This is a genomic window from Leclercia sp. (genome assembly GCF_036780805.1).
Taxonomy (GTDB): Bacteria; Pseudomonadota; Gammaproteobacteria; order Enterobacterales; family Enterobacteriaceae; genus Enterobacter.
Genome location: NZ_DAIQCE010000008.1, coordinates 58,371 through 84,893 on the forward strand (window position 1 = coordinate 58,371; position 26,523 = coordinate 84,893).

33 protein-coding genes are annotated in these 26,523 nt (G+C 52.9%); 8 read left to right on the forward strand and 25 right to left on the reverse strand.

The window, feature by feature from the left end; translation table 11 throughout:
• The first annotated feature begins 135 nt into the window (after positions 1 to 135).
• Positions 136 to 363, forward strand: a complete 228-nt coding sequence (locus V7Q49_RS17180) for a hypothetical protein (RefSeq protein ID WP_333853801.1) — start codon at positions 136 to 138, stop codon at positions 361 to 363.
• 183 nt (positions 364 to 546) lie between these two features.
• On the forward strand, positions 547 to 1,743 hold the full coding sequence (fabV, locus tag V7Q49_RS17185; RefSeq protein ID WP_333853803.1) for an enoyl-ACP reductase FabV: 1,197 nt from the start codon (positions 547 to 549) through the stop codon (positions 1,741 to 1,743).
• A 29-nt stretch (positions 1,744 to 1,772) separates the two neighbouring features.
• On the opposite strand, the gene V7Q49_RS17190 is transcribed toward fabV, so the two are convergent.
• The 6 genes from V7Q49_RS17190 to V7Q49_RS17215 all read right to left on the reverse strand — a co-directional run bounded on the left by V7Q49_RS17190 (position 1,773) and on the right by V7Q49_RS17215 (position 5,989).
• Positions 1,773 to 2,417, reverse strand: coding sequence for a LysE family translocator (locus V7Q49_RS17190; protein WP_333853805.1), 645 nt, complete (start codon positions 2,415 to 2,417; stop codon positions 1,773 to 1,775).
• Between the two features lie 463 nt (positions 2,418 to 2,880).
• Positions 2,881 to 3,066 carry a hypothetical protein gene (locus V7Q49_RS17195; protein ID WP_333853807.1) on the reverse strand — a complete coding sequence of 62 codons (186 nt, stop codon included), beginning with the start codon at positions 3,064 to 3,066 and terminating at the stop codon, positions 2,881 to 2,883.
• A 763-nt stretch (positions 3,067 to 3,829) separates the two neighbouring features.
• The gene (locus V7Q49_RS17200) at positions 3,830 to 4,348 is read right to left on the reverse strand and encodes a GNAT family N-acetyltransferase (protein WP_333853809.1); all 519 of its coding nucleotides are present in this window, start codon (positions 4,346 to 4,348) and stop codon (positions 3,830 to 3,832) included.
• A 25-nt stretch (positions 4,349 to 4,373) separates the two neighbouring features.
• Positions 4,374 to 4,835: a GNAT family N-acetyltransferase gene (locus tag V7Q49_RS17205; RefSeq protein WP_333853811.1), complete on the reverse strand. Its 462-nt coding sequence runs from the start codon at positions 4,833 to 4,835 to the stop codon at positions 4,374 to 4,376.
• Positions 4,832 to 5,335 (reverse strand): DinB family protein, encoded by a 504-nt coding sequence (locus V7Q49_RS17210; protein WP_333853813.1) that lies wholly within the window; start codon positions 5,333 to 5,335, stop codon positions 4,832 to 4,834. The genes V7Q49_RS17205 and V7Q49_RS17210 overlap by 4 nt, the downstream gene beginning before the upstream one ends.
• Before the next feature lie 51 nt (positions 5,336 to 5,386).
• Entirely contained in the window at positions 5,387 to 5,989 is a 603-nt protein-coding gene (locus tag V7Q49_RS17215; protein ID WP_333853815.1) for a helix-turn-helix domain-containing protein, read from the reverse strand.
• A 43-nt stretch (positions 5,990 to 6,032) separates the two neighbouring features.
• Between V7Q49_RS17215 and V7Q49_RS17220 the strand changes: the two genes are divergently transcribed.
• From V7Q49_RS17220 to V7Q49_RS17245, 6 genes are all read left to right on the forward strand, one after another.
• The gene (locus V7Q49_RS17220; protein WP_333853817.1) at positions 6,033 to 6,722 is read left to right on the forward strand and encodes a B3/B4 domain-containing protein; all 690 of its coding nucleotides are present in this window, start codon (positions 6,033 to 6,035) and stop codon (positions 6,720 to 6,722) included.
• A gap of 26 nt (positions 6,723 to 6,748) precedes the next feature.
• Positions 6,749 to 7,642, forward strand: coding sequence for a dihydrodipicolinate synthase family protein (locus tag V7Q49_RS17225; protein WP_333853819.1), 894 nt, complete (start codon positions 6,749 to 6,751; stop codon positions 7,640 to 7,642).
• Positions 7,643 to 7,768: 126 nt separating this feature from the next.
• Positions 7,769 to 8,914, forward strand: a complete 1,146-nt coding sequence (locus tag V7Q49_RS17230) for an MFS transporter (RefSeq protein WP_333853821.1) — start codon at positions 7,769 to 7,771, stop codon at positions 8,912 to 8,914.
• A 37-nt stretch (positions 8,915 to 8,951) separates the two neighbouring features.
• On the forward strand, positions 8,952 to 9,590 hold the full coding sequence (gene leuE / locus V7Q49_RS17235; RefSeq protein ID WP_333853823.1) for a leucine efflux protein LeuE: 639 nt from the start codon (positions 8,952 to 8,954) through the stop codon (positions 9,588 to 9,590).
• Positions 9,591 to 9,690: 100 nt separating this feature from the next.
• Entirely contained in the window at positions 9,691 to 10,005 is a 315-nt protein-coding gene (locus V7Q49_RS17240; RefSeq protein ID WP_333853825.1) for a DMT family transporter, read from the forward strand.
• A gap of 718 nt (positions 10,006 to 10,723) precedes the next feature.
• Positions 10,724 to 11,263, forward strand: a complete 540-nt coding sequence (locus V7Q49_RS17245; protein WP_333853827.1) for a hypothetical protein — start codon at positions 10,724 to 10,726, stop codon at positions 11,261 to 11,263.
• Between the two features lie 35 nt (positions 11,264 to 11,298).
• Here V7Q49_RS17245 and V7Q49_RS17250 read toward each other — a convergent pair whose 3' ends face one another.
• The 19 genes from V7Q49_RS17250 to V7Q49_RS17340 all read right to left on the reverse strand — a co-directional run bounded on the left by V7Q49_RS17250 (position 11,299) and on the right by V7Q49_RS17340 (position 26,422).
• Positions 11,299 to 11,628, reverse strand: a complete 330-nt coding sequence (locus V7Q49_RS17250) for an HGGxSTG domain-containing protein (protein ID WP_333853829.1) — start codon at positions 11,626 to 11,628, stop codon at positions 11,299 to 11,301.
• 78 nt (positions 11,629 to 11,706) lie between these two features.
• Entirely contained in the window at positions 11,707 to 14,859 is a 3,153-nt protein-coding gene (locus V7Q49_RS17255; protein ID WP_333853831.1) for a phage tail tape measure protein, read from the reverse strand.
• Between the two features lie 11 nt (positions 14,860 to 14,870).
• Positions 14,871 to 15,206 (reverse strand): phage tail assembly chaperone, encoded by a 336-nt coding sequence (locus tag V7Q49_RS17260; protein ID WP_181593647.1) that lies wholly within the window; start codon positions 15,204 to 15,206, stop codon positions 14,871 to 14,873.
• Positions 15,194 to 15,472 carry a hypothetical protein gene (locus V7Q49_RS17265; protein ID WP_181593648.1) on the reverse strand — a complete coding sequence of 93 codons (279 nt, stop codon included), beginning with the start codon at positions 15,470 to 15,472 and terminating at the stop codon, positions 15,194 to 15,196. The genes V7Q49_RS17260 and V7Q49_RS17265 overlap by 13 nt, the downstream gene beginning before the upstream one ends.
• Complete coding sequence (locus V7Q49_RS17270; RefSeq protein ID WP_181593649.1) at positions 15,469 to 15,642, reverse strand: hypothetical protein; 174 nt, start codon at positions 15,640 to 15,642, stop codon at positions 15,469 to 15,471. The genes V7Q49_RS17265 and V7Q49_RS17270 overlap by 4 nt, the downstream gene beginning before the upstream one ends.
• Before the next feature lie 134 nt (positions 15,643 to 15,776).
• Positions 15,777 to 16,145, reverse strand: coding sequence for a zinc ribbon domain-containing protein (locus V7Q49_RS17275; protein ID WP_333853971.1), 369 nt, complete (start codon positions 16,143 to 16,145; stop codon positions 15,777 to 15,779).
• A 252-nt stretch (positions 16,146 to 16,397) separates the two neighbouring features.
• Entirely contained in the window at positions 16,398 to 17,390 is a 993-nt protein-coding gene (locus V7Q49_RS17280) for a helix-turn-helix domain-containing protein (protein ID WP_333853836.1), read from the reverse strand.
• Complete coding sequence (locus tag V7Q49_RS17285; protein ID WP_333853838.1) at positions 17,381 to 17,842, reverse strand: ProQ/FinO family protein; 462 nt, start codon at positions 17,840 to 17,842, stop codon at positions 17,381 to 17,383. The genes V7Q49_RS17280 and V7Q49_RS17285 overlap by 10 nt, the downstream gene beginning before the upstream one ends.
• A gap of 11 nt (positions 17,843 to 17,853) precedes the next feature.
• Entirely contained in the window at positions 17,854 to 18,303 is a 450-nt protein-coding gene (locus V7Q49_RS17290) for a single-stranded DNA-binding protein (protein WP_333853840.1), read from the reverse strand.
• Positions 18,304 to 18,493: 190 nt separating this feature from the next.
• Entirely contained in the window at positions 18,494 to 21,274 is a 2,781-nt protein-coding gene (locus V7Q49_RS17295; protein ID WP_333853842.1) for a DUF927 domain-containing protein, read from the reverse strand.
• On the reverse strand, positions 21,267 to 21,620 hold the full coding sequence (locus V7Q49_RS17300; protein WP_333853843.1) for a hypothetical protein: 354 nt from the start codon (positions 21,618 to 21,620) through the stop codon (positions 21,267 to 21,269). Before V7Q49_RS17300 ends, V7Q49_RS17295 begins: the two co-directional genes overlap by 8 nt.
• Positions 21,617 to 21,826 carry a hypothetical protein gene (locus V7Q49_RS17305; protein WP_181819680.1) on the reverse strand — a complete coding sequence of 70 codons (210 nt, stop codon included), beginning with the start codon at positions 21,824 to 21,826 and terminating at the stop codon, positions 21,617 to 21,619. The genes V7Q49_RS17300 and V7Q49_RS17305 overlap by 4 nt, the downstream gene beginning before the upstream one ends.
• Entirely contained in the window at positions 21,823 to 22,005 is a 183-nt protein-coding gene (locus V7Q49_RS17310; RefSeq protein ID WP_181819681.1) for a hypothetical protein, read from the reverse strand. Before V7Q49_RS17310 ends, V7Q49_RS17305 begins: the two co-directional genes overlap by 4 nt.
• Positions 22,002 to 22,547 carry a host cell division inhibitor Icd-like protein gene (locus tag V7Q49_RS17315; RefSeq protein ID WP_333853844.1) on the reverse strand — a complete coding sequence of 182 codons (546 nt, stop codon included), beginning with the start codon at positions 22,545 to 22,547 and terminating at the stop codon, positions 22,002 to 22,004. The genes V7Q49_RS17310 and V7Q49_RS17315 overlap by 4 nt, the downstream gene beginning before the upstream one ends.
• Positions 22,540 to 23,118, reverse strand: coding sequence for a BRO-N domain-containing protein (locus V7Q49_RS17320; RefSeq protein WP_333853846.1), 579 nt, complete (start codon positions 23,116 to 23,118; stop codon positions 22,540 to 22,542). The genes V7Q49_RS17315 and V7Q49_RS17320 overlap by 8 nt, the downstream gene beginning before the upstream one ends.
• A gap of 308 nt (positions 23,119 to 23,426) precedes the next feature.
• Positions 23,427 to 23,876, reverse strand: a complete 450-nt coding sequence (locus V7Q49_RS17325; RefSeq protein ID WP_442913077.1) for a hypothetical protein — start codon at positions 23,874 to 23,876, stop codon at positions 23,427 to 23,429.
• Positions 23,876 to 24,073: a helix-turn-helix transcriptional regulator gene (locus V7Q49_RS17330; RefSeq protein ID WP_181819685.1), complete on the reverse strand. Its 198-nt coding sequence runs from the start codon at positions 24,071 to 24,073 to the stop codon at positions 23,876 to 23,878. Before V7Q49_RS17330 ends, V7Q49_RS17325 begins: the two co-directional genes overlap by 1 nt.
• A 190-nt stretch (positions 24,074 to 24,263) precedes the next feature.
• A complete protein-coding gene (locus V7Q49_RS17335; protein WP_333853850.1) occupies positions 24,264 to 25,064 on the reverse strand; it encodes a hypothetical protein in 801 nt (266 codons plus the stop codon).
• A 143-nt stretch (positions 25,065 to 25,207) separates the two neighbouring features.
• Positions 25,208 to 26,422 (reverse strand): tyrosine-type recombinase/integrase, encoded by a 1,215-nt coding sequence (locus V7Q49_RS17340; RefSeq protein WP_333853852.1) that lies wholly within the window; start codon positions 26,420 to 26,422, stop codon positions 25,208 to 25,210.
• Between the last annotated feature and the right edge of the window lie 101 nt (positions 26,423 to 26,523).

Here is a 26,523-nt window from a genome sequence, read left to right on the forward strand (position 1 = left end):
AAAAGTTAACATTTATTTAATACATTGATCCACTCCCTTTCGCGCCCGGCATCATTCAGTAACCATGGTTAATGAAAGGCCTTTCGGTTAGTCTGTTTTTTTGATCGGCAAACCTCCCGGAGCTTAGGATTCGCTATGGATAACCCGCTACTTTTGAAAGGATTAGTTGTTTTGCTATTTGCCCTTTGGATCTGGGATCTCCTCAAACCAAAGCGAAAAAAACAACCCGCTGATCCTGCCATTGCACAAGCTGATGCCAGAGAACGCCATGCATGGCGCGATGTCAGATGGGGGTTTCTGGTAATAAAGATTGCTTGTGCGTTGTATTTTGTACAGATGCTGACTCAGTTCTTATTGACGTAATTTTGCAGGAAGAATTCTGGCCCTGCAGTGATGACGCTGAAATCTAATAACAGTTACGTTTTAACAAAACCATTATCAATCTGATGGTTAGTTAATGAAGGCGTATTCTTCATTACAACTGTTCCTAAAAGAGTTATCATTAATTGTATGTTAAAGAAATTTTGAATATGGATTAAAATCAACATGATAATTAAACCCAAGATTCGTGGATTCATCTGTACCACCACACATCCGGTTGGTTGCCAGGTCAACGTAAACAAACAAATCGAGTACGTCCGCCAAAACGGAAAACTCACTGATGGCCCTCGGCGTGTGCTGGTGATCGGCGCTTCCACGGGTTACGGGCTTGCATCCAGAATTTCTGCTGCATTTGGCGGCGGTGCTTCTACTATCGGTGTTTTCTTTGAAAAACCGGGAACGGATACCAAGCCTGGCTCTGCGGGCTGGTACAACTCTGCGGCTTTTGATGAAGCGGCGAAACGTGAAGGACTTTACGCGAAAAGCATTAACGGCGATGCATTCTCCGATGAATGCCGCGACGAAGTCATCAAGCTCATCAAAGAAGATCTGGGTCAGATTGATTTAGTGGTGTATTCGCTGGCGTCTCCGGTAAGAAAGATGCCAAAAACAGGCGAAGTAGTTCGTTCTGCGCTGAAGCCAATCGGTGAGGTTTATACCTCTAAAGCCATTGATACCAACAAAGATCAGATCATTACCGCCAGCATCGAACCGGCAACCGAAGAAGAAGTACGTAATACGGTTACCGTGATGGGCGGCGAGGACTGGGAACTGTGGATTGATGCCCTGAATAACGCGGGCGTTCTGGCTGACGGCGTGAAGACCGTTGCCTACTCCTACATCGGCACAGATTTGACCTGGCCTATTTACTGGCACGGCGCGCTGGGTAAGGCGAAGGAAGATCTGGATCGGGCTGCGGAAGCGTTACGCAACAAGCTGGCTCCTCTCAACGGCGCTGCAAACGTCGCGGTATTAAAGTCTGTTGTCACCCAGGCATCCTCAGCCATTCCTGTCATGCCGCTTTATATTTCTATCGTGTTCAAGCTCATGAAAGACCGTGGGATCCACGAAGGTTGTATCGAGCAAATTAATCGTCTGATGACAACCAGCCTGTATGGGGGTAATGCCCAACTCGATGACGAGCAGCGAATCCGCATGGACGATCTGGAACTGCGGGAAGACGTGCAGCAAGCGTGTCGCGAAATATGGCCGACGATTACCGATGAAAATCTGGAACAGTTAACAGATTACATTGCTTATAAAGAAGAGTTCCTGAAGTTGTTTGGTTTTGGATTCGAAGAGGTTAATTACGAAGCCGATACCAATACAAACATAGATTTTGATGTGAAAACATTAATCTAATAAAAGGGGGCGAAACGCCCCCTCATTTTTTAACGACGTGTCAGAGCCAGCCTTAAACCTAATCCAATAAACGTCACACCCACAATCCGATCTAAGATCTTCTGCAATCCTCTATTTTGTGAGACGGCACCCGCGGCGCTTCCTGCAAGTATGGCGAAGGTTAAATCCGTCAAAAAAGCGATCAGCGCGTAAGCCATCCCCAGGATCAGAAAAGAGGCTGTTTGGTGCTCGCCTCCGGGTGAAACGAACTGAGGAAAGAAGGAGATAAAGAACAACAGAACCTTCGGATTGGTTAAAGTTGTAATGAAGCCTTTAGAAAGCAGATTCGTAAGATTAGCTTTTGTCTTAACGGGTTCAGCTTCGCTGTGATTCGTGGTTTGTTTTGCGAAGGTGCCCAAAACCATCTTACTGCCGAGATAAATAAGATAAGCCGCACCGAGATACTTGATGATGGTGAACATCAACGGAGAAGCGGTAATCAATGCCGTTAATCCCACTGCGCTTGCTACAGCATGAGTACAGCTACCTAATGCTACACCAGCAGCAGAGATGACCCCCGATCGTCTTCCGTTAGCCACGCTTTGACCTATCACATAGGCCATATCAGGCCCTGGTGTCACGGAAAGAAGAAAAACAGACAGGGCAAAAAGCCCAAAGTTTGTTATGTCCAGCATAGCCATCTCCAGAAGTACTAAAACAGACCTGTCATGCTAGCACTGAATGGATATGCGTTAAATGAAGATTTTTATTCAAAACGAGTGATAAACACGACTGTGCAGTATGCTGAAAGAAATGGCGTTTTTCGAACGATTTTACCTGGGGAGAGAACTGGAGCGGCGAAGGGCTTATAACAAACCACAACCAACCCAGCAATAGAGCAAAACCATGAGTTTTTAAATTGTTTCTATACACATTCCTATACACATACGATCGCTGCTTGGCGGTTTTCCGGCTCCAGAACCAGCTTAACTTCCAATGGGGTCGCCATCGGATTCTCTATATAAGCAGAAAAGTGCCGATTTTTTTGGGATAACGGGATAACTTCGAAATATGTCATTGATATCATGAGATTAAGAGGTTGAGTTTATCCCAAGGTTATCCCAGTTATCCCAAAACAGGACTGTTTATCCCAGTCCCTCACCGCCGCGGTACCGGCTTACTCCACCGGTATACGGGGCCGGTCATCATTTCACGGTACCGCTTGGATAATGCCGCTCCGTCTTCCAGCTGCCGCTTCAGTTTCCGCAGTTCTACCGCTTCGAGCTGGTGGCCGTCATGCTCGAGCTTGGCAATGGTCAGTAACTCTATTTCACGTGGCGTCATGGTTCATCTCCCTGCTGGTGGTGATCAGCATTGTAATGCCCGCCAGGAGATACTTCACTGGCTGGTGCCGTTATGCGTGAACCCCGGCGGCTATGCGTTAAGTTGCCACTGAGAAACCACCTTTTCGCTGGAAACCTGTTTGGAAACCTCATGTTTGGCAACCGCTCTATCCGGCTGCCGGGCCGGTGACCAACTGCAGGTATCCAGTCCACTCCCTGCCGTTCTGGTGGATACCAGCGTGGATACCTCGCGTTTGGATACCGGTGCGATCCGGATGCTGCTTACAGCGGCTTCGCCAATCCACCTCACCATTTGCAAGCCACTGCCAATGGCTCACAAACCATATGACATGGCGAATGAACGGGCAGCACGGTGGCAAGCACTACGAAACTCTCGTAGTTCGAGAGTTTGCCGGTACCACTCCGCAAACATCCAGCAGGCGTTGGCGCTCCTCTGGTTCGCGCTGATAAACAGGCAAAACTCTGCGAACCTCTCGTTTGCGAACCTGCCAGCTCCGGTTACCTGCCCGATGACCACTGCAGGTACCCAGTCCCCCCTGCTGTTCTGGTGGATACGGAAGTGGTTACCAGCCTTAATTTTTATACCACCTCATGAGCAGCCAGCAGTAGGTGCCTAATTAGCGAATTGCTTAAGTAAATGGAGGAGTAATAACCAGGCCGCAAGTATCAGTGAGTGTGATGAAAGACTAAGCTCAGATATTGGGCTTGGCTCAAAGGTCTGCTTGGTGCCAAAAGGGAACTGCTCAGCTAACACAAATTGAGCGTTTCATAATGATATCTCTCTGCGGATCTGACCCAACCTCAAAGATATGCTCACCCACCTCGGTAAAACCAAGCTTAAGGTAAAAAGAGATTGCCCTTGGGTTATGTTCCCATACACCCAACCAGACAGGATCCGATCCCTTTTCTTCAAATTCAGCAAAGCACTTTTGCATCAGTGCTTGTGCAACCCCTTTGCCATGGTAAGGCTCATCAACATAGAGACAGAGGATTTCTCCGGCGTGGATGCTATTTATACACAGAGGAAACTCTTCCCACCTCAGTTGGGCATATCCGATTAGTTTGCTCTCATATTCGCAGACTAATGTAATCCAGTCTTGTCTGAGAATTTCCTTCAACTGGATATCTGTTGAGTAGCTTGCCTGGCAGTGAAGATCCATATCCTCCTGAGTATTACCTTCCTGGAAGGTCTTTCTGAAGGTTCGTTCGGCTAAAATGGCAAGCTCTTCTGCATCAAAGGGCCTGGCTCTACGAATTAACATTTACATTACTCTCTGAAACGTATTCTCATTTTTGCCCGGCCTTACGATAGATGTCGGGCCGATTGATCTGCCAGACAAAATCTGGCCGGTTTAAGGGGGTATATCCGAGCTTCTGATAAAGCCAGGGGGCACTGTCCGTTACCAGCATTATGCGTCGCAGACGTGACATTACAGGGTGGGCATGACAACACTCGACCAGCCAGCGTCCAAGCCCTGTCTTCTGATACGTTTCAATTACATAGACATCGCAGAGATAACCAAAGGTAGCATAGTCTGTAACCAGGCGCGCAAACCCGATTTGGTCAGCACCGTCGAGTAAGCCGAAACACAGACTGTTCTGCACGGATACCCGAACCGTTTCTTCATCAATCCCGGGAGCCCAGGATGACTGAGACAGATAATCACGGATGGCGGCTATCTGAAAAAACGCAGGGTTGGTGGTTACCGTAAAGCGGTCATTTTTAAAGGTCAGATATTGTTCGCTCACAAGTTATATCCTCGTGATGAGCCCAGCATGGTAGTGAGTAGCATAGAAGGAACTGGAAGCTGTTTTTTTTCCAGTGACGGACTGCAGGTGCTCAGGTGATAACTGGCATGAGTGAGCAGATGCAGAAGAATTTCTTCACGCGTCATATCGCCAGGTGCTCCGTCTGTGAATGTGAACTGAACGCTCTCGGTGGCAATGTCTGCTGTCAGTGACCCTGCGTAGGCAATAAGCCAGTCATTACTGTTAATGGCCTCTTGTCTCAGCATTCGTAGTTCCGGGACATCATCGCTCACCGTGGACGTAAAACCATGTCTTTCACCGCACAGGTGAGCGCGAAATATTTTGTCCACAATATGAATATGATAAAGCCAGTAAGAGCCTGTACGAACAATTTCGGGCAGGGAATGGCACGCCGGGGAAAGTAACAGGTCATAAAAAGCAATTTCCTGATATTTCTTGAGTTCCATCAGGGTGACTAAAAGACCGGATGGCTTACGCATGATCATATTCTCCTTGTGCCTGAGGACAGTGAATATCCTGTGATGCATCCCTCAGGATGCTTTTTCATTAACCGTCATGATGAATCTCAGTGTTCCTTCACCCTGGTTTTCATAGAAATGAGGTACATCCGTTCTGGCTGTGGCGGAATAACCAGTCATCACCTGGAAAAGACTCTCATTCACACCCAGCGTGAGCGTTCCTGATTGCACATACAGCAACTCAAGCGTTCCCGGAGGGTGTCCTGGCGAAGTAAATTTTTCACCTGCCTGCATTTCCCACATCCAGAGTTCTGTCATATCAGGCCCGCCTGAGCCCGCAAGAAGCCTTGCGCTACCGCCTTTTTCTCCCTTCCAGAGTTCAGGGATTTCTGTATCGCCAATAATGTGAACGTCAGGTTTTGCGCTGACATCGACAAAATCCGCAACGGATACACCCATTGCAGCGGCGAGGCGGCACAACAGGGCAATACTTGGGTTGGCCTTACACCCTTCTATCTCTACCAGCATGCCTTTACTGACATTTGCTCGTTTTGACAGCTCGTCGAGAGACAATTTTTTTTGCTTACGGTACTGCTTAATCCGGAGTGAAACAGCTTCGTTCACCAGACTGACATCTGCACCGGCATCGGTCACTAAATTGACTTTTTTGGTCATAGGTCGATATCATGTAATAAATTGGTCATTACAGGATTATCACGTGTTAACTGTCTCTCCGTCAATTGCCCCGGATGTTTATGGTATCGCCCCCGGTTTCCGTGCTCTCAGTATCACCGTGAAGGCAGCAGCGGTGCAAAATCCTCACGTTGGTGAAACAGCGCTGAAAGAAGCCTGCGCTGCGGTACTGGCGGGCGCACCTGAATGGGCTGAGGATCATCTCGCTGCATGGGCGAAGGTGTTTCAGGGGTTTGGTGCTAAACCCAAACGTACACCCTGCTCAGCCGATGCGCTCCGTAAACGCGTTCTTCGCGATGGTGAAATGCCGGCGCTCGACCCGGTAGTGGATCTCTATAACGCCGTCAGCCTGCAGTATGCCGTGCCGGTTGGTGGAGAGAATATCTCTGCCTATCAGGGTTCACCGCGTCTGGTTGTGGCAAAAGGCACCGAGCCTTTTGATACCGTCAAAGAAGGCGAGCCCGCCATTGAATACCCTTCACAGGGTGAGGTCATCTGGTGTGATGATATCGGCGTGACCTGCCGCCGCTGGAACTGGAGACAGGGGATCAGAACCCGTCTGGGCGTGGAAGCGCAGGAAATGTGGTTCATCCTGGAAAGTCTGCCGCAGATGCCGCTGGAGAAGCTTCATGAAGCCGGAAAGATGCTGACCGACGGCCTTGAAAAAATGATGCCTGGTCTGTGGTTTGATGTGGCTCTCATCGAAGAGCAATAAGAGTAATATCATTCAGGAGAAACACAATGTTTACCGGCTTGTCTGCATTTCCGTTAACCCCGATCACTGCCAGCGGCGTCGACGAACAGGGGTTCATTAAAATTCTGGCCCGCCTTACGGCGGCACGCGTTGATTCTATGGGTATTCTGGGTTCAACCGGAAGCTATGCCTACCTGACCCGCGAACAGCGCAAGCGCATTGCTACTCTGGCAAAACAGCATGCCGGTGATATTCCAATGATGGTGTGCGTGGGGGCGGTCAGTACCGATGCCATCCTGGGCCTGGCAGATGATGCGCAGGCTGCAGGCGCAGATGCCCTTTTACTCCCACCGGTAAGCTACCAGTCACTCCGTGATGAAGAAGTCTTCGCACTTTTTGAGACGGTGACCCGGCACGCCTCTGTCCCGGTTTGCGTTTATGATAATCCGGGCACCACGCATTTTATCTTTACGGATGAACTGCACGGTCTGCTGTCATCACTGAACGGGGTCCGTTCAGTTAAGATCCCGGGCGTACCTGACAGCCCGGCAGCGGCCAATGAGCGGGTGAATGCGCTACGCAGACATCTTCGCCCGGGAATGACCATCGGTATCAGTGGTGATGCTTATGCCGGGCTGGGATTAAATGCAGGCTGTGAGGTCTGGTACTCCGTGTGCGGCGGTCTGTTCCCGGAAACAGCAAAACAGATCACGGAGGCCGCAGCAGCCCAGGATCATGCCCGCGTCACGGCACTGACAACCCGGCTCGAACCGTTGTGGGCGCTGTTCCGTAAACATGGCGGAAGTATACGCGTTATTGCCGCTGCCGCTGGCGTGCTTGGACTGACCGATACGGATTGCCTGCCTCGTCCTCTGCAGCCGTTGTCAGCAGGCGATATCGCGGATATTGCCCGTGTAATAACGGCACTGGAGCTGAAGTAACTCTCCCGCAGGACCGGCAGTCTGCCGGTCCTTCTGAAACCTGACCGGGCAATAATCTTCATGACTACCCTTCGGTATACAAACACCTCTGCCAGGGCAGGCCTTGCCCGCTATGCCTGTGCCGCAATGCTGGCACGCATTGCTGATGGCGGCGGGGTGCTGGCCGTGATCTTACTGTGTCAGTCATCTGAACAGTATTTCGCGGTAACAGGATGGATGGCTGCCTGCATAACCCTCCCCCATATGCTGGGTCCGTTTATTGCCCGCAGGATCGATACGGCCAGTGACGGGCGCAGGGTAATCGCGGCGGCCTGCCTGGCCTATGCCGTTATCACGGGGTTAATGACGGCAACTTTCGGCCATGTCCCTTTAATTTTGACTGCATTATTACTTATCGCCGCAGGACTCTGTGGCCCACTCCTTACGGGCGGGATCAGCACATTCCTGCCTGCCATTGCAGGTCCGGACCAGAGAAGTCAGCGCCGTGCTCAGGGTCTTGACGTGGCAACCTACGGTTTCGGTGGCACGATTGGCCCCTCTGCTGTTGCTGCCATCTCCGCCTGGGCTTCTCCTTATGCAGCGTTTTACCTTCTGGCTCTTGGCACTGTTATTGCTGCTTTCTTTATCATGCGGCTACCGGTGCCACCGATAACACACACCGGCAAGTCAGCAGAGGTAGCAGGTGCCATCGCAACGGTAGGTTTAATGATCAGGCACACCCGACTTCGCAGGACACTGTATCTGACGATGGCCGTCGCTTTTGCTGTCGCAGTCCTGCCAGTTGTTGCTGTAAATATGTCCGGGATCCTGGGGGTACCTGCAGCCACTGCTGCTTTTCTGACGGTTGCCTACGGTGCGGGTAATCTGGCGGGGTCAGTATGCCTGATGGTTATTCCGCTGAGAGGTGAACCCGATGGGCTGATGCTGAACACCGGATGGCTGATTGTCGGAGGTCTGATTTCCATTTTTGTGGTCAGCAGTTTTGTGCCGGTATTTATATGCTTCTTCATTACCGGAATGCTCAATTCAGCCTTTTTCGCCGCCACGCTCGCCGCACGCAGTGAATACTCTCCTCCTTCCTGCCGGGGACAGGTCTTCGTCTGGGTTGGCGCAATGAAGATTACTGCAGGTTCTCTTGGTACCGCTGCAGCAGGCCAGATAATGACTTCAGGGACGTATGCACCGCTGCTATTAAGCCTAGGTGTCCTGTCGGCAATACTTATTATGGCCCTGTCGGGCCGTCTCTGGCTGTCGATTAAAAATCATAGATAAAAGAACAATTTCAGGAACTATTTAAGAGGAGGAAGGTATGTTTCACGACTATGGAGTACTGAATTTCTGGACCTTTCTGGCCGGTGCGCTGGTTATTATAATAGTGCCCGGACCTAACAGTCTCTATGTACTGCGTACAGGGATAAGCAGAGGTACCGGCGCAGCATACAGGGGCGTGGCTGGCATTATGCTTGGAGACATTTTTCTCATTTTTCTGGCCTGGGCAGGAATAGCAACACTGATTCAGACAAGCCCGCATATATTTATCGCCGTCAGATATCTCGGCGCGCTTTTTCTCTTCTGGCTTGGTTTTAAAGTCATCTTGTCCACCCTTCGGTCCCCTCTCAAACAAAGCGAAGAGGTGCTTATCAGGAAGGAAAATTACTTCCTGAAAGCATTTCTGCTGAGTATAACGAACCCAAAATCTATTCTGTTTTACGTATCATTTTTTATCCAGTTTATCGATCCGGTAGCCACGCATACGACCATTGCCTTTAGTCTTCTCGGGGCAACACTTCAGATCATTAGCTTTATCTGGTTATCTATTTTGTTGCTAACTGGTGCAGTGTTGGCCCGGTGGTTTCGTGGACATCAACGTATGGTTCGACTGGCTAACACACTTACTGGCCTGCTCTTTATTAGTTTTGCTACACGTCTGGCGGTGTCCCAAAACTGACGCCATCAGCAGGCTTCACAGTATTCAGGCCGTAGCGGGACGACCCGTTACATCAAAGGCTTTAAACGGGACGACCCGGACCAAGACAGAAGGAATAATTATGGCCTGGTTAATGCTGGTTGCCGCAGGTTTACTTGAAGTGTTATGGGCTTATGCGATGAAGCTCTCTGAGGGATTCACACGCCCGTTATACTCGGTAGTGACTCTAGTGGGTATGATAGCGAGCTTTGCCTTACTCTCGGCAGCAATGCGCTCATTACCATTGGGAACAGCATATACAATATGGACCGGGATAGGGGCAGTAGGCTCATTTGTCGCAGGCCTGTATTTTCTGGGAGAGCCTGCTACGCCGATGCGCATACTTGCAGCAGTGGTGATCGTAGTAGGCCTTATTATGATGAAACTGGCATCCTGAGATATTTCATGTGCTGGGATGAGGTAACCTCGCCCAGCAGGAGAGCAATTATCATCACCTGTTTGAAACGAAACCTTTAGGGCCGTTTTTCGCTCAAAGCAGACATTAAGTGCCCTTGGTTGCCACTTCCTTACCAGGTCATAGAGAATATCCATAAAGCCCACCGCAACCATAACAGGCTCTGCGTACTAACAATGACTAACAGGGTGACACGCGGTCCCCTAGTTTTCCCTAGCGGATAGCTGCGCGCCTGAAGTTATCTGAAGCCTCCAGATGGCCCTTTGTGCGGTCGCAATGTCAGCTTTTATCAACCTTTCATGGGGTAAGGCAGAATTGCGCAGTTTGCGGATTACTGCGCAGTGCGCAATTTTGCGCAGCTCTGTGCGCAGATTGAGGGGGGATCTCTCTGGCGTGATATTGGGCCACCAGCCCTTATCTGACGGGTATTGTCGGGGCGATCTGCGCGCGAGCGTCGGCATCGCGCTGCGCATTTCATGCGTGAGGAAACGACAGGTAGTACGCAACTAAATAGTGCGTTTTTGCTGCGTACCAGTCTGCGTACCGGTGCGGGTTTCGTATCTGGCGTTAGCTGTGTACCTTACTGCACACCGGTACCGTAGCCCATTCCCTCTCAGTAAAGAGCGGGAAAGCCAGCACTCTTTGTGTGAAAATAAGTACCTTCATGTCAATTATCACTCCATCAAACATAGAGCTATCAATGAACATTGATGATTTTGAGAACCATTATCGCGCCCGTTCAAAGCCATCCGAAGAAAGACTGCTTCTTGAGGCGATACATAAACGCTCTAGATGGGTGGAGTTTCTTAATACGATTCAGAAAGATAGCTCGGCTACACCAGCTCTGAAAGAGGCCTTCCATTTAAAATGGATAGAGAGTGGTCATTTTATCCGTGAAAAAGTAAATAACGACGAAATTTTGACGAAGCTACTGGTGACCTTGCTGCCTGAGTATGAAGGTGAAGCGGTGACTATTTACCGCGGCGAAAATGAAGAACGGTTCAATTCTGGAAGCGTTGGTTTTTGCTGGTCGGAGGATCGCAAGGTTGCTGAGATGTTTGGTCGCGGATTGAACGCTTGTAAATCTCGAGGCATGCTTTTACAGGCACACGCGCCTATAAAGGCCATTATCTCCGGGCCTAATGCCCACAGTCGTTATTTGGGTGAGCATGAGCTAACCGTAGATCCAAAAATGTTGGAGGATATAACCATTATAAAATTCTATCCCCCATCCCATTGAGACGACTTTTAGGCCATGATGGCTGAAGCACACACTCATTGCGTATTTGCGGCCGCTCGGCACTTTTCCTCCAGCCAGCGGCGATATCCTTCACGCTGCCGCGCCTTCCCTTCTTCCGTTCTGGCCCCGGTGCTCATGCCGCCGTGAAACTTACAGCGCCCATTGGCATGAATATCCGTGCGTTTGCAGGGTGTGCCGGCTCTCGTCATGGCTTCGCACTTCATACCCTTTAAATCGTCAGGAAACTGGCGCAGCGGCGGCCTGACAGCGTAACCAAAGCCGCTGGCCTCCCATGTATTGTGCTCGGTTGCGCGCTGGTCAGTAAGGGCTTTCTTTCGTAATAATTTTCGGGCGCGTTCGTCCATTCAAAAACTCCGGAAATGACCCCACCAGCATTTGCTGGTGAGGCGTTTTAATGTTGCGATGAGATTAGCTGATGTCTCTTACCGTGCCCTTCTACTGGCATCCTGAACCGCATCTCTGAGAGGCCCGGGCTTATTAACTGTCGCAGCAACAGTATCGATTATGGCTTTCATCAACTGGCTGGTCGCAGCACTGGAAGCCCCTCCCCTGGTCTGCTGCCCGGATTGCTGACCATTGCCGTAGATATTGATATCACCCATCGTCACACTCACTACAGGTGCGCCACCACCACCACCCTGGGCGCGGACACCCAGTCGCCCGGCAGAATCGCGAGTAAGCGGCATGATCGCCTCTGGCCCGGCCTCCGCAAACACGCCACCTTTTGCAAACTTCGACGCCCCCTGGAACGCGAAGTACTGAGGTGAGTCGTAGATCCCGTTCACGTACTTACTGAGGCCCGGCGATTCGTACACCCCACCTTTGGCATTGGCGACCGTTCCACCCATCGACTTGCCGATAGACGCTATCCAGCCAGTAGAGGAGCCTGACATGCCGTCAAACGCAGCTTTCAATGCTGCGGCAACTGCCAGCTGCATGGTGACCTTCTCGATTATTTTGATAACCGACATGCCCCAGCTTTTCCACGAACTGGCTGAGCCGTTCAGCGTATCAACCAGGCTGTCTATCGCTCCACCCATAGTGACGTTGATAACTTCACCCGCCGCCTTTGACGAATCAGCAGCCTGATCCATCCAGTCCTTCATTGAGCTGTTGGCGCCGGACATCCAGTCGCCCTGGCTTTCCTTCAGCTTGTCGTATTTAGCGTCAATCAGGTCGAGCGTTTTGAGGTATTCCTGTGTGGATCTCGCGTTTGTATCGCTGAGGTTGCCGCCCCCTTTCTCAAATTCAACGCGCGCCTGCTGGAGGTCGGCAAACTTCTGCCGCTGGAGCGATGACATACCCGCGGTATCGGTGATGTTTCGGATCTGCGCCTGATACTTCAGCTGCTCATCCTGCATGGTCTTAGCCAGGCTGTTTATCTTCTTCTGGGCTTCCAGCTCTTCGTTCTTTTTGTCCACGGCTTTGGCCGCCAGCTCAATGGCCGTCTGGTTGGCAAGCTTGGATTTTTCCTGAGCACTGAGCAGGTTGTCCTGGGCGTAGGTAGCCAGTTCGATGAAGTGGGCGTGAACCTTGCTGTATTCGGTATTGCGCACCTGTACTTCGCCGGACTGCTTCAGCGTTTCGAGCGTTTCGCTGAGGGTTAAGGACTGCGCTTTATAGTTCAGCAAAGTGCGATCGCCGGCAGGCATGGTGATTGCCGGAGTTTTGGTTTTGGCCTCCTTGTACATCTCGTCGATGCCTTTGCGCGCCCGGGCGATATCGGCATCTGACCAGAGGGTTACACGCTGGTCTTTAGGCAGGAATTGTGTTTCTTTGGCGGCCTTGGCATTTTCGGCAATGAGTTTGTTGAGGCGCGTCACCGCTTGCGAGCGTTTCTCTGTGGTGGTGGTACCGGCATCGAGGTATTTATTCAGCTCCTGCTGGCCAGCAATCGCTGCTTCATTGGCGCTGGTGGCTCTTGCCTGCGCAGCGGCATAGCCTTGTTGAGATTTAATAACAAATTCAAGAGCACTTTGCTGTTGCTTTAACTCTGCGATTTGGCGTGCATTAGCCCCGCCATCACCAATACTTCCCAGCCCAAAGACGCCTGGCCGGGAGGTATCGCTTAATGTTTTGATTTGCTGCCTGACCTGCTCAAGACGATCGGAATCGCTGGTTGTTCGGCCAATACCCATAGCCGCATCCCAATACTTGCCCCAAGCATCAGCAGCCCCCCGCAGAATGCGGTCAATAAGCCCCATATTTTCCAGCGTTGCCTGAGCCCTTTGCTGCTCAGCCTGACTGTAAGCTTTGGCAGCGGCCTCCGCTGCGCCCTCTTTGTCTCCCCGGCGCTCCAGCGATGAAATGTATTCGTACTGGCTGGCCGTCAGGTAGTGCATGGTGGAGTTCAGCTCTTCTGAGGCTTTGGTCGGGCTGGCGTAAAGCTTCTGGAAGTTCTTCACCGTGGCGTCCACGGACTGACCGGTGGCCTGCTCCATGGCCATAGCCGCACGGGTGACAGATTCGAGCTGCTCAGGTTTGAACGTACCGGCGCCCGCAACCTGTGCGAGTGCGCGGGCCGCTGCAGATACCTTCCCGCTGGCTCCGCCAATCTTGAGCGCCATATCCGCGAGCTGTCCGGCAGATTCAGCTGAATAGTGCCCGGTCAATATCAGTTGCTTGTTGAACTCCGTTGCCTCCTGTGCCCCCTGATACCAAGCGGTCGCCAGCGCGCCGGCGCCAACAGCCAGCGCACCGATCCCGAGTGTTGCTGGTGTAAGCGCGCCCGCCAGCGTGCGGAGATAACTCCCGACACCTGACACCGCTCCTTTCACGCTACCGAACTGGTCTTTTATCTGCCCACCCTGCTGGAGCAGGATCAGGAAAGGTGACTGCCCACCAGCCAGCTGCGTGGCTATATCGGTGAACTGCGCCGGTAGCGTGCGTAGAGCCGCGTTATATTGACCGATTGAGATACCGGCCCGCTGGGCCGCCAGCTCCTGCCGGGATAGCGCCTGCGGCATGGCATCGGCGATCCCGTTCAGTTTCCGGCGTGTGTCCTCCAACTGCTGATTGAAGTGCTCGAACTGCGCGCCATTGATGCGCCCGGCTTCGAAGTGCGCCACCAGTTGCGCGTACTGCTCATCCAGCGTGTTGAACGCGCGGATGGTCGGGTCGATGGAGCCCAGCAGGTTCTTCAGCGCGGCGGACTGTTTCTCTGCGGCCTGGGTGGCGGCCAGTTCTATCTGGGCGCGCGCTGCCGCCTCGCCGGTATCGGTTAATTTCAGGCGGGTTTGATCAAGGAGTTTTTGATAATGCTCATACTCCTCGCTATCCAGCCAGCCTTTGCTGAATACGGCCTTGAGGTGATCCTGCTTATCTTCCAGCCTGCCAAGCGCGGCAACGGTCGGGTCGATGCTCTCCAGGAGGCCTTTGATTTCCTGGTGCTGGGCCCGAAGAGCTTCAGCCCCCTCTTTCGCAGAGGGCTTAACTCGCTTTGTCGCATCTGCCAGCGCATCGGCGCCAGCCACGGCACCGGCCGCCGCCTGGCCGAGTTTATCCAGTTCATTGTTGGCCGTTTTCAGATCGGATACATCGGCCCTGAGAGTGATTGAAGCTATTTGGTCTGTCATCAGACCTCCTGTTAATGATATCGGTCACAAACGCCTGACCAGAGGGTTGGTGCTGCCGCTCCGATTCTTTGGCTGTGCGCCTGGCTGACTGCCTGCCCCCACGCCTGCAGCACATCATTGAGTGCGCCGGGGTAGTTATCCGCAAACAGCCGGGCCGTATCTGCGTTAAACGGCATATCGGCCTCCCAGTCTGCAATCATGAAAAGCAGCGCTTCGGCGGTGGTTGGGGTGGGTTGATTCGGGGCGGCCTGGAGTTCGGCAAGGGAGGGGATTTTAAAGGTCAGCTTAAGCGGGGCGGGTTCGCCGCCCGGCTTAGTGACGTAGACGGTTTTTTTCACCGTCTCCATGACTGCTGCCCCAGCGTTGTTTTGATCAGGTCGTTCACCGCCTGATTTACAACATCGACATTGGCTGTGCTGCTTTCCACCTGGATAAAGCTGCGATCCCCCACTGACACGTTAAGGTTTTCCAGTTTCTTACCCAGGGCATCCGGTAACTCGCCGCCGAAACGGTGATTAATGGCCGCCACCAGTTCGCTGCGGAATGCTTCGTTTTTATTGATGCCATGGCCCTGCCAGAGGTGGCGCTGATCCACCTGAATATTTAATTTCATACGTAACCTTCCTGTTTAAGAATTTTTTCCATCAGCCCGCGCGCAATAGCGTTAAGAGTCGGGGCCACGTTGAGAGGGGATTTAATGCGCTCACCGTCCTGTATGCGCTTGATTACCTCCATCTGCTCCTTGGTAAGCAGGATGGGTTTGAAGTTCGGGTTGTACGCCATAACTGACCTCACTGTATATTTATCAGGGTCAATAATATTTCATAAAACGCAACACAACCACAATTCATTGCATTAATAGGCATAATAAGCACAAAAAAAAGCCACCTGCTGGTGGCTTGTGTGAGTGGGAATCTTTAAAACTTAGACTTAACGGTCTGCCTAAATGAGTCTCTAATCTGCGGGGGTAACTCGTTCGAAAGTGTTCGTATCTGGGCTTTATATTTTTCGTAAACATCTTTGGGGGGTTGGCCTGGGTGTAAGCCAATCAGGGAAATAGAAAGCGTATCAATAGCCCCACCCTCAAGCACCACATCACCGTTATTCAGCTTGAAGTAGTGATCAGCTGACCATAGGGATGGGTCGTGTTCTTGGCTTTTCGCATTTGGCTGGATATCACTCCCGCAGTGCTTACACTTGATAGCTTCGCTCTGGATCAATTCCGCGCAGAACGGGCACTTAACCAGCCCGGCTGTAGAAGAGGCCCCCTTGCCAAAAATCAGCATGAGAACGCCCACCAGCACGATCAGCCCGCCAATAATGATGTGGTTTTGCCGTGAAGCCATCAGGCCGATATTATTCACCCTGCCATAGCCGGTATCGACGCTGACATCCATGTTTAACGCCACCACTACCCAGAGAACGCCGATCACCAGCGCGAAAAAACCCAGCTTTTTCATTTTATTTGCCCTGCTGTGAAAGAATACACGCATCATATCAGGGGTGTTTTGCACCCCCTATGCAATTTTTATTTCCCGTCAGCCATCCGGATCCGCGGCGCCGCCCACCAGGTTAAGCAGAATGTCGTCGATCTCTTCCCTGCCCTCGTGCCGTTCGCTGGCCAGTAACCATTTCAGTACGCCCACCGCCTCGCGCTGGTGACGGGGCCGGATAGTTATCAGCTTTTTATCCAGCCAATCCTCCCGGTCGCTGACCTCCTGCCGTTGATCCGCTCCTTCCTCCCAGCCCAGCTCCTTGCTGGCGGTGTGGCGCATCTCATACAGCCAGTTCCAGTATTCGAACTCGCGCACCACGTCAGAAAGGGTGTGCGGATCGGGGAGAACGTCGCAAAAACCGCTGTGCGCTTCGGTGCGGGCATGCTCAACCTCAAAATAGCGATCTGCGCTGGATATGGAGCCACTGGACGCCTCCTCTTCTGTCATGCCGAAGTCATCCCCCACCAGCAGCGCCGACTGGTCAATCAGCAGCTCTGCGGCCACCGGCTCCATCGCGGCATCATAGCTGCCGTAATGCGCCCTTACCTGGCGGGCGCTGTCGATGATGCTTCTGGCCCGGTTGAGGAAATACTGCGGGTTATCCATAAACAGCGTGCCGAACGCCACGTTTAGCAGGTCTGTGCCATTGAGCACCAGCCAGTCACGGTACCGATTCTCTGCGTCTTTCGGATTGATGGTCAGCTTCTGCAGGGCTTCCTCGGCGGCGGCCAGGTGCGCCGGTTCGTTCAGCTGGATCACCTCCAGAACCCAGAGATAAGCGTCGGTTTGCTGATGCCCAGTTACCACTTTCTGCGGCGGCAGTGGCTTCACCGTCGCCAGCTCGCTACTGTGAACTGGGGCCGGGATGGTGAACAGCGCCGCGTGAGCTGGATTGTCATCAAACAGGCCGCTGCGTTTGCAGACGGCGCGCACGGTGGTGGTTTTGATGCCCAGCTCACCGGCAATGCGGCCATAACCCAGGCCCCGGCGTTTAAGGCGGATGATCTCCGCCTTTTGCTCTGTAGTCAGGCGCATCCTGATACCCCCTTTTTTTTCGTGGCTGCCAGGGTATCAAGTGCCCGTTGCTGCTGTTCCGCCGTTACTTCCCCGGCGGGATCCCCGGCAAGGTTATAGCGCGCCCCTCCGGCGGCCAGGGCTTTCAGGTAGGACGTGCGCCGGGTGTACATGGCGATGGCGGCCCGCACCCTGCCCCCGCCGGTAATGCCCCTGGCGCGCATGTCTGCGGCTATCAGCTTGGCAGCGCCCACCACCAGCGGCCGCGGCGCGTCCAGGCTGAATGCTGCAGGCCAGTGAGTGATCAGCAGCTCCAGCTTTTTGCGGTTGTACCTGCTGCGCTTTGTGCCTGCTGCTGCGCCAGCTCCTGCATGAGCCGCTTTCTCTGCTGAGTCCGTGTTACGGGATGGTTTTGCCGCTGCGCCTGTTGTGGCGCGTTTCAGGCTCAATACCGGGCGTTTCTGTTCTTCCATTTTCGGCATCCTCAGAAGGGGATCTGATCGTCGTAGGGCTGGCTCTGGTCATAATCGTCGTAGCCATGCGCAGGTGGTCGCGGTTCCTGCGCGCGGCGCAGCGCGTCGGTTGCCTGCCCCTGCTGGCCTTTCTTCCCGCCCGGGCGTGCCGTTCTGGCGCTGATCACGCTGTCGGCGATCACCTGGTACCCGTTCTGCGTGCCGCCGTCCTTTCCGGTCCACTGGTTAACCTGCATATTGCCCGCCACGCTGACCATATCGCCCTTCTGGTGCTTCGCCAGCGCCTCGGCCTGTCTGCCGAACGCGGTTACCGCCAGCCAGAATGTGGCCTCTCCGTTCTCTGCTTTCTGGCACGGCAGCGTCACCGCCATACGGGTGAACGCCATCGGGTTGCCATTGCCAGTGGTGCGGCTCTGCACATCCGCCACCAGCCGCCCGTATGCTGAAATTTGTGCTGTCATGGATGAAATCCTCACGATAAAGAGATAAACCGGCACGTTTCAGGCTGTTATGCGGGATAACCTGGGATAACTTTGGGATAAACTTATAAGCATTAACTTACTGTTATATAAGCAATAACTATTAAGTTACCCCGCTATCACACTTATCCCAGCCATTTACGCGCGTGTAAGGGATTTGCTACTGGCTGGATTAATCCTCTTCGACATCTACCAGCACAACAAACCTTTGCTGCGTACCGTTAATGCTGATGGTTCGACTATCCAGCCGCCCCTTCTCTTTACGAACGAGCATTCCGGCATCTTCCAGCGCCTCGCCCCCCAGTTTTTTCTGGATACCGCAAAGGATCTCCACCTCAAACACGGAAGGGATGATGTGGTACTCCTTGCGCCCATCCTCCCGGCGACCATCTACCAGATACCCGGCAAGGTTCTGGATACGCTGTGCGTGGGTCTGATCCATATTCCCGTTAACCTTGCTGGTGGTGTAAGGCTGGAATCGTGAGAGGCCATAACGCTGGATGAAGTCACGCGCACGCGTAACCACCTGGTGCTTTTCACGATTGCCCAGACCATAGCTTTCCAGCCAGTCATTAAAGCTCCGACGAACGGCGGCACTACACGCACTGGCGCACCATCCGGTTAATGGTGCTGACAATGTGGCGGCAGCATCCAGCAGAGCAAATCGCGTGGCCACACGTTTAACCTGCGCCGACGCGCCTACGGGCAGACTGTTTATCCACTCTTCTTCGCGAGCATTCACCATCCGGATGGCGGATTCTTTATCAGCTGCCAGGAGTGAGATCCATTCGCGCCCGACAGCACCACAGTAGCGGGCCGCTTCGCGCTTAATGGCCCGGGAATGCTGATCGCCATCATCCATGCCGTTGAATTCCACCGTATCCACGAACGGTACGCTGACCAGCCGCACCAGCTGCCCGGCTTTAGGGCTGATCCCGCTTTTCAGCATGAAGGTTTCAAAATCCTCTTCGCCGGTACTAAGTGCGGCCACCGTCCATCGCAGCACGGCTCGGTTACCGCCTTCTTTGGCCCCTTGTACTTTGCCCACACCGTTAAAAAGCGTGTATGCGCTGGTGGATACCTGCCGGGCATCACCACCCTGGCCGATCTCGTCGATAGGCAAAAAACCGTCATTGCGCGATGCGGCTTCCACCGTCATCCCGTAGGCGGTAGTAAACCAGGAGAGTTTCAGCATGTCAGGCACACCATAGATGCTCGATGCTGCCTCGACCGTCGTGGTCTTACCTGCCGATGACTGCGCAAACAGGTGAATACCGAAGCAGGATCCGCCCGCCAGTGAGTTGAGAGGGGCGGCTAATGCCACCAGCGCGCCCAGCATCATCGACTGATTGCCTCGCATCAGTGCCGCTACGTTCTCACGCCACTGCTTCGCGCTGCCCCGCACAACATAGCCCGCCACCGCCGATGTTCCACCACTGAACGCAACCGGCATATCAGGCTGGCCGACAATCTCCCCATCCGGCATGACATAAGCACCGCAGTGCCAGCCGGCTGTCTGCGTGATAGTCCATTGAGTACGTTCGCCATGCCGCTGCAGGTAATCACCCAGAATATCGAGCAAGGATTTGCGAGTCGTGATATTTACCCCGCGGGATCGCAACCTGGCCCATCCTGCAGGCTGTCCGACCTCACGGCGTGGCACTGCCTCAAACATTACTGCGGCGCTGCCCTCCGGCCGGAGCCGGATTACCAGATAGCTTTCACGTCCGTCCTGGCCGATCCCTACCGTTGCCAGTTCATCGCATAGCCACGTTTCTTTCTCGTCGGTCTCTCCGGTATCCCGGTTGTATTTGGGCTCAACCCAGTACAGGCCGCCATGCCGAAGACTCACATAAGGCTTTTGCACGATTGGTTTCTGCCTGGTATGAGAGCCAATATCAATTACTTCTGCTGGCGCAGTCACTTTTTCTCCTTGCGGCCGGTATAGCGATTCGTTAAATGTTGCGCTGGCGGACTGGAGGCCATCACGCTGGCGCAGATCATCCCAGTCGGCTTTTTCTTCGCCTGGCGGCAGCGCTACCAGCCCGGAAACCGACTCTGCGGCCCGTTCTGCGCTGATGCGCCCGGTGTTCACCATAGGTTTCCCCTGCTCATCCAGTTCGCCCGGTGCGTGCCAGTCGTTATCCGCGGCAATAACGATCTGTGCCTGCGGGTGCTGCTGGCGCATCACCTGCGCTACGGGCAGCAGGTTCCCGGCGTCAATCGCCACCACCGCCAGCGCATCGGGGCGCATCAGGTGAACAGACAGAACAGTTGCCAGTCCTTCACCAATAATCACTGTCTGCGGCGAATGGGTGGGGTTAATGACGTGATATGAACCCTTTTTCGCTGAACCGGTAAGCAGGCGTTTTTCACCATTAGCCGTAATGGTCTGCGCGGCAGCTGTTGCGCCGGATTCATTCACCAGGGTCAGTACCAGGGCCCCATCAGGCAGGATCGGATAGGTAAACCCGGGCAGCCCCTTGCCAGCCAGGTAAGCGGGTTCAGCAGGTTGTGCCTGCGCTGTCAGTGCCGCCAGCTTAGAAGAGAAGCGCGCCGCGCGCGCCGCCTGCTCCTGGGCTTGCTGCTGCGCCAGCGCCGCCCGGCGTTCTGCCTGGTCCTTTTGCTGCTGGGCAACACCCTGGCTGGTGGAATTGTGTATGTCCTGCACGTTCATCCCCAGCGCATCAGCCACCAGCTGAGCGGCCCGGGTGGCGTCGCAGCTGTTCACTTTTTTCACCAGCTCCAGCCCGTCCCCGGCACCGCAGTTATTACAGAAGTGCGCACCCCGCCCGTCATCATCGAATCGGAAACGGTCTTTACCACCACAGGCAGGGCATGCAACCTGCGCACGGGGTGAGGCGGGAACGTCGATTCCCATCAGCGAAAGAACATCAGGCCAGCGCCCGGCAGCGGCATCGGATACCTGACGGATCATGTCGATACTACGCATGGAAAATGCCTCCTTTCGACAGGCTGTCGCTCATATCCCGCAGCATATCCAGCCAGATTTCATGGCCCCATTGGGTCAGCACACCATTAGCCAGGCAGCCGGTCAGCAGTTCCGTGGCCACCGCCTCCCAGTGGGTGTATTCCTGTTCAATCGGAGAGAGCATCCAGCTATCCACCAGCAACAGAATCCCGCTTTCACCGTCAGTTACCGCCACGTGGACGATCTGCCCGTTCACTGGCATGGGAAACCACTCACCGCCATTCTCCTGGCGCAAACGCAGAAGAACCGCAGCAGCAAACTCGTTAACCAGCATGGTCAGGCGCGCATTGTGGGCTGTAGGCTTCACTTGGTTTCCTCCGGCGGGGTGATCGTATAGCCGCAGCGTTTGAGGAACTGGACCATACCTGCAGGGGTGATCAGCACTTCCTCTTCAGAAAGCGGGCGAGCGGACGCTATACCGTTGTTGGTATAAAGCTGCCAGCGGCCACCAGCCGGGAAGCTGGCAACGGTCGCAGCATCAGCGCGACGTACGAGGTCGTAAATGTCGTTCATTCGCCGAACCCCGCATCGTTCAGGTTATCCCAGACGGTATGGGCCAGCCGGCGGCTGAGGGAAAGCAGCGTTTTGAGGTCGGTTTCATCCACCTTATCGCTGACCATTTCAGTGGCGATCAGCAGTGCGCACAGCTCTGTGGTGGTTTCGATTGTGTTCTGTCGTTCGGTTCTGTTCACGCTGCCACCTCTTGGCGGATGCGCCCGGCGAAGAAACAGACGTGATCGCGCGCCAGGGTGCGGCGTGCTTCGTGTTCAGATACAGCAGAGATGTGGTGAAGAACAGGTTTGATTGTCGGGCAATCGCGGCGAACAGCGGCGATAATCCAGATAAATTGCGGATTCTGGGTAGGGGTAGTAGCCATCATGATGGCAGCCTCCTTGTACTTATTTAAGGAGTCACCACCAGAGTTTCCACGCTCGAGGGTGGTGACACTGACAGGGGTGGAAATACCGGCGTACAAGGGAACCGGCCAGCCTTTCGGCTGCCCTATCAGCGCCACCATAGAAGAATATCGACCCAGTTGGGCAATATAGAAATATGCTGGGGCTGCGACAATAAAAAAGACGCTCACGGCGTCTACAGTCGCCTTGTACAAATTCGGGTTTCCACGCCCGGCACCAGATTTTGCTGGTGCGGGATAACCATACACTTGACGTATTGACACAGGCAAGCCCTTTTTGTGCATAGGGTGCATATTGTGATTCACGGCATTATTCATCGGCTTCGCCCTCAACTTCCGGCAGTTGCGGCTGGTGGTCACGCCAGAGCTTCGCCTCCTCCTGGCTCAAATGCTCTTTCTCCTTCCGGCACGCCTGCAGGTCATGGCCGCGCTTGCTCGCCTTGCGTGTGTACTGCGCTTTGCGGCGCGTGAAGTCGTTCAGGAACGCGAACGGCACGCCATATGAGCCGGTTTTGCGGATGGAAGGGATAACCTGGCGGAACACCCAGTTACTGAAACGGTGGGCGAACGTGCCCGGCGTGGTGGCTTTGCGGCTACGGGCGATCAGTTTGTAGAAACCGGATTCGCAGACGGTACGCATAATTTGCAATCCACCCGGGGTGGGTGCTAAACACTCCCCCTTTTCATCAGCATCTAATCGCCGTAATGCGACTTTGTGATCGACTATTTCCAGCGCTTCACAAACGTCTTTAGAAACAAACCACGGCTCCCCGCCGATTTTGACGATCCGCACTTTGGCCCCCTCAAACCGAATAACTGAAACATCATCCGGGCTGATTTTAGGTTGAGTTTGGCCCTGACCCAGAAGGCCATATTTTTTCTTTGTCATTTTTTACTCCACAAATTTTTTAATATGAAATAAGTGAAACAGGAGCCTGTATCTTCCGTGCCAATAAAAAATACCATGTCTCAACGTTACTGCCTGATATTTCAATATCAGTTTAATACCCGCATAAACTGGGGCTTGCAGCTGATTCGGCTTTTATGGCTCTGGAGTTTTCTGTTAATACCCGCATGAAATCTGGCTCCAAATTGATTATTAAAAATCAATCCACCTTTTTTTCATTCTCTGGCTAGAGCCAGGGTGAGCGAGGCCCTGACCGGCTAAGGTCATATTATTTTTCATCAGGATTTTCCTTATTCGGCGGCGTTGTCCGGGTATAGTTTCAGAATGCCTTCAACGTCCAGCTGATTAAGCGGCTGGTGACCGTTGATAACTGCGCTGGCATTAACGAGAGCGATCACCTTCTGCACATCGGCGCGTTTAATGAAGCGGTAACGGTAATGGCTGCCAATACCATCAGGGTTAGCTTCGTCGATACGCTCAAATTGCATATCAAGGCGACGCTCCAGATCCGTAAGGTAGTTCCGGCCAGAGGAAAGGCGACAATGCCGCAGAATTTCATTTTCAGTGATGCCGTCAGCACCAGAACGCAGAATCAGCAAACGAGCCTTATGCTTCTTTGGCACTGGCTTTGAATAAAGCAAATGGCTATCATGACCACCAGCAATATTAATTTGCGCATCAGGTACAGGTTTGTTTTGTTCACTATGACGCTCGGTAGCACGGGCGTTTTTTATTTCCATCACGCCACCTCCCCACGAGACTCAGCGATACGCTGATTGACCCATTCATCAATTTCACTCTCTACGAACGCGATTGCACGAGAGCCAATTTTAATGGATGAAGGGAAGCGTTTCTGGCTAATCAAGCGATATATCCACGCCTTACTGTAACCAGTGCGGCGCTGAACTTCGGGCAGGCGAATTAGACTTTTAGACATGTTTACCTCGTAACGTCTATTGCGGTTTACGAGTTATATTCCAGCAGAAAAAGGTCTGTAATTGTGGAAGTGCGGTAAATATTGATGGAAGTGCGTACATCATTAATTTGGAAGTAACAAAGGCTCTAACAAGGCATTTTGGAAGCCCTCCATCTTCATCTGGAAGTCTTCCAACATGTTTTGGAAGTCCCTAGGCTGAGATTTTTGGCGCATACGAACGTAGGGCCTCGTCAATGAGCATTATCAGCGCCTTATCCGTAACATCCACCCCATGCCCATACTCATCTATCAGCTTCTTGACTGTCCTGGATATCTCTGACTTGTTCAATTTCCCACCCCGAACATACTTACCCTTAGTTTTTTCAAGCGCGATGGCCATTCCGGCAATGAGTTTTAGCGCCGTATCTTTTCCAGCAAAATTATCCCATTTAGCCTCAGCACATTCATTTGGCGTACTACTTTCTTCATCGGAACCTTCAATTTCCTCCATGAATCTTGCAATACTTTTATCAATTAATTTTTGATAAAAAGCATGCGATTTTTCAGCATCAGGCATAGCATGATTAAATTCAGGGGGGATGGCTACTTTGTTTTGAATAAGAAAACGAAGTAGCTCTGACAGCTTAAAATAAAATGAATAGCACGACGTATATTCATGCCCATACTCGTCGATAAGATAGTATGTTCCGGCGTTATTAGGATTTGGGTCCTCGTTATAATCATGACCTTTAGCAATCTCATTTAAAAAAAATGAATGCCTTTTTGCAGAAATTTCTTCAACGTGAAAACCTGTAGAGGGGCTGTAGTTGTACAGCTTAAACTCCATTCCACGATATGGGTGTTCGTCACGAAAGGAGTTCATGGCTCGGCTTAATACAATGGCTGTATCACGGAATGTACGACCGTTGGCTTTGGATAACGCATTGAGGACAGTTTCAAAATGAACTGCCTCCGCTGATTCTGAGTCCAGCTTTTGAAAATTGAATGACATACGCCGCCTCGCGCCCTCTAAATTGGCGGCCATGCCAGCCCGCAGAGGTGTACGGGTTTTCGGGGATCAGCCTAGACATAGCCTTATTCTTTGTACGTGCACCGAAGTCTACTCCGGTGTACTGATACTGTCTATTCGTCCAGTTACGAGACTTTACCAAACGAGCCGTGAACCACATTTCCGCCGTGCTCCAGGCTATCCATATAATCGGCATACCACTGAAGCATTTCACGGCGGCCGTCCAGATACTGGGCGTGGTTGTACGTGCCGCGGATAGAGTTTTTATCGACGTGAGCCAGCTGCGTTTCAACCCACGCTGTGTTGTAGCCCTGTTCGTGAAGAATGGTACTCATTGTGTGGCGGAAGCCGTGCCCGGTCACCCTACCTGCATATCCAATGCGACGGATCAGGACGTTCATTGCCATCTCACTCATTGGTTTGCTGTGCTGGATCCTGCCGGGGAAAATAAACCGGTAATTGCCGGTGATAAGGCGCAGTTGTTCCAGGATGGCGATCGCCTGGTCGGATAATGGGACACAGTGAGGGCGACGCTTTTTCATGCGTGCTGGTGGCACTTCCCACAGTCGTTTATCAAAATCAATTTCGGCCCACTCACCCTGGCGCAGTTCGCCCGGGCGTAACCCGGTAAGAACCTGCAGGCGCATCGCCAGCTTCACAACAGAACTGCCGCTATAAGTGTTCAGCGTGCGGAAGAACTCGGGGAGTTCGTCACTGGCGAGAAAAGCGTAATGCTCCTTCTTATGAGGGGCAAACGCGCTGGCCAGATCAGGAGCCGGGTTATAATCAGCCCGGCCAGTCACAATCGCGTACCGCCACACCTCACCACAACGCTGCCTCACCTTTCTCAACTTTTCGGTCGCGCCCCTCTCATCCAGCTTAGAAAGAACGGCCATGAGCTCCATCGGTTTGATATCGGCGATCGGTCGTCGCCCGATTATCGGGAAAACATCGGCCTCGAAGGTTTTCATCATCTCTTCGCCGTAGGACTCAGACCAGCGGTCAATACGCTTGGCGTACCACTCGCGGGCGATCGCCTCGAAGGTACTTTCGTTGCGGCCCTGCTTCGCCAGCTTATCTTCTTTGCGGACATCGCTGGGGTTAATGCCACCAGCTACCTGCTTACGGGCATCATCACGTTTGAGCCTGGCATCATTCAGGGTTACATCGGGATAAGTGCCCAGCGAAATCATCTTGGGCTTACCGTCGAAACGGTAACGGAAACGCCACCCTCTCGATCCGTTCGGTTCGATGAGCAGAGAGAGCCCATTGCCATCGTTGAGTGTATAGGACTTCTCACGCGGCTTAGAGCGCCGGATTTCAAGGTCTGTGAGGGGCATTGTGTATAGTTCCAAAGTGTAGAGCGCGGGCTATACGCATTACTATACACATGAATGTATAGATTTGAGTAGACGTTAGTTTACGTCAAAATACGGAGATA

Excerpts from the sequence above, each read along its gene's own strand:
- V7Q49_RS17180 (WP_333853801.1), top strand. The coding sequence starts at position 136 with ATGGATAACCCGCTACTTTTGAAAGGATTAGTTGTTTTGCTATTTGCC.
- fabV (WP_333853803.1), top strand. The coding sequence starts at position 547 with ATGATAATTAAACCCAAGATTCGTGGATTCATCTGTACCACCACACAT.
- V7Q49_RS17190 (WP_333853805.1), bottom strand. The coding sequence starts at position 2,417 with ATGCTGGACATAACAAACTTTGGGCTTTTTGCCCTGTCTGTTTTTCTT.
- V7Q49_RS17195 (WP_333853807.1), bottom strand. The coding sequence starts at position 3,066 with ATGACGCCACGTGAAATAGAGTTACTGACCATTGCCAAGCTCGAGCAT.
- V7Q49_RS17200 (WP_333853809.1), bottom strand. The coding sequence starts at position 4,348 with ATGTTAATTCGTAGAGCCAGGCCCTTTGATGCAGAAGAGCTTGCCATT.
- V7Q49_RS17210 (WP_333853813.1), bottom strand. The coding sequence starts at position 5,335 with ATGCGTAAGCCATCCGGTCTTTTAGTCACCCTGATGGAACTCAAGAAA.
- V7Q49_RS17215 (WP_333853815.1), bottom strand. The coding sequence starts at position 5,989 with ATGACCAAAAAAGTCAATTTAGTGACCGATGCCGGTGCAGATGTCAGT.
- V7Q49_RS17225 (WP_333853819.1), top strand. The coding sequence starts at position 6,749 with ATGTTTACCGGCTTGTCTGCATTTCCGTTAACCCCGATCACTGCCAGC.
- V7Q49_RS17230 (WP_333853821.1), top strand. The coding sequence starts at position 7,769 with ATGCTGGCACGCATTGCTGATGGCGGCGGGGTGCTGGCCGTGATCTTA.
- leuE (WP_333853823.1), top strand. The coding sequence starts at position 8,952 with ATGTTTCACGACTATGGAGTACTGAATTTCTGGACCTTTCTGGCCGGT.
- V7Q49_RS17240 (WP_333853825.1), top strand. The coding sequence starts at position 9,691 with ATGGCCTGGTTAATGCTGGTTGCCGCAGGTTTACTTGAAGTGTTATGG.
- V7Q49_RS17245 (WP_333853827.1), top strand. The coding sequence starts at position 10,724 with ATGAACATTGATGATTTTGAGAACCATTATCGCGCCCGTTCAAAGCCA.
- V7Q49_RS17250 (WP_333853829.1), bottom strand. The coding sequence starts at position 11,628 with ATGGACGAACGCGCCCGAAAATTATTACGAAAGAAAGCCCTTACTGAC.
- V7Q49_RS17255 (WP_333853831.1), bottom strand. The coding sequence starts at position 14,859 with ATGACAGACCAAATAGCTTCAATCACTCTCAGGGCCGATGTATCCGAT.
- V7Q49_RS17260 (WP_181593647.1), bottom strand. The coding sequence starts at position 15,206 with ATGGAGACGGTGAAAAAAACCGTCTACGTCACTAAGCCGGGCGGCGAA.
- V7Q49_RS17265 (WP_181593648.1), bottom strand. The coding sequence starts at position 15,472 with ATGAAATTAAATATTCAGGTGGATCAGCGCCACCTCTGGCAGGGCCAT.
- V7Q49_RS17270 (WP_181593649.1), bottom strand. The coding sequence starts at position 15,642 with ATGGCGTACAACCCGAACTTCAAACCCATCCTGCTTACCAAGGAGCAG.
- V7Q49_RS17275 (WP_333853971.1), bottom strand. The coding sequence starts at position 16,145 with ATGCTGATTTTTGGCAAGGGGGCCTCTTCTACAGCCGGGCTGGTTAAG.
- V7Q49_RS17280 (WP_333853836.1), bottom strand. The coding sequence starts at position 17,390 with ATGCGCCTGACTACAGAGCAAAAGGCGGAGATCATCCGCCTTAAACGC.
- V7Q49_RS17285 (WP_333853838.1), bottom strand. The coding sequence starts at position 17,842 with ATGGAAGAACAGAAACGCCCGGTATTGAGCCTGAAACGCGCCACAACA.
- V7Q49_RS17290 (WP_333853840.1), bottom strand. The coding sequence starts at position 18,303 with ATGACAGCACAAATTTCAGCATACGGGCGGCTGGTGGCGGATGTGCAG.
- V7Q49_RS17295 (WP_333853842.1), bottom strand. The coding sequence starts at position 21,274 with ATGCGTAGTATCGACATGATCCGTCAGGTATCCGATGCCGCTGCCGGG.
- V7Q49_RS17305 (WP_181819680.1), bottom strand. The coding sequence starts at position 21,826 with ATGAACGACATTTACGACCTCGTACGTCGCGCTGATGCTGCGACCGTT.
- V7Q49_RS17315 (WP_333853844.1), bottom strand. The coding sequence starts at position 22,547 with ATGAATAATGCCGTGAATCACAATATGCACCCTATGCACAAAAAGGGC.
- V7Q49_RS17320 (WP_333853846.1), bottom strand. The coding sequence starts at position 23,118 with ATGACAAAGAAAAAATATGGCCTTCTGGGTCAGGGCCAAACTCAACCT.
- V7Q49_RS17325 (WP_442913077.1), bottom strand. The coding sequence starts at position 23,876 with ATGGAAATAAAAAACGCCCGTGCTACCGAGCGTCATAGTGAACAAAAC.
- V7Q49_RS17330 (WP_181819685.1), bottom strand. The coding sequence starts at position 24,073 with ATGTCTAAAAGTCTAATTCGCCTGCCCGAAGTTCAGCGCCGCACTGGT.
- V7Q49_RS17335 (WP_333853850.1), bottom strand. The coding sequence starts at position 25,064 with ATGTCATTCAATTTTCAAAAGCTGGACTCAGAATCAGCGGAGGCAGTT.
- V7Q49_RS17340 (WP_333853852.1), bottom strand. The coding sequence starts at position 26,422 with ATGCCCCTCACAGACCTTGAAATCCGGCGCTCTAAGCCGCGTGAGAAG.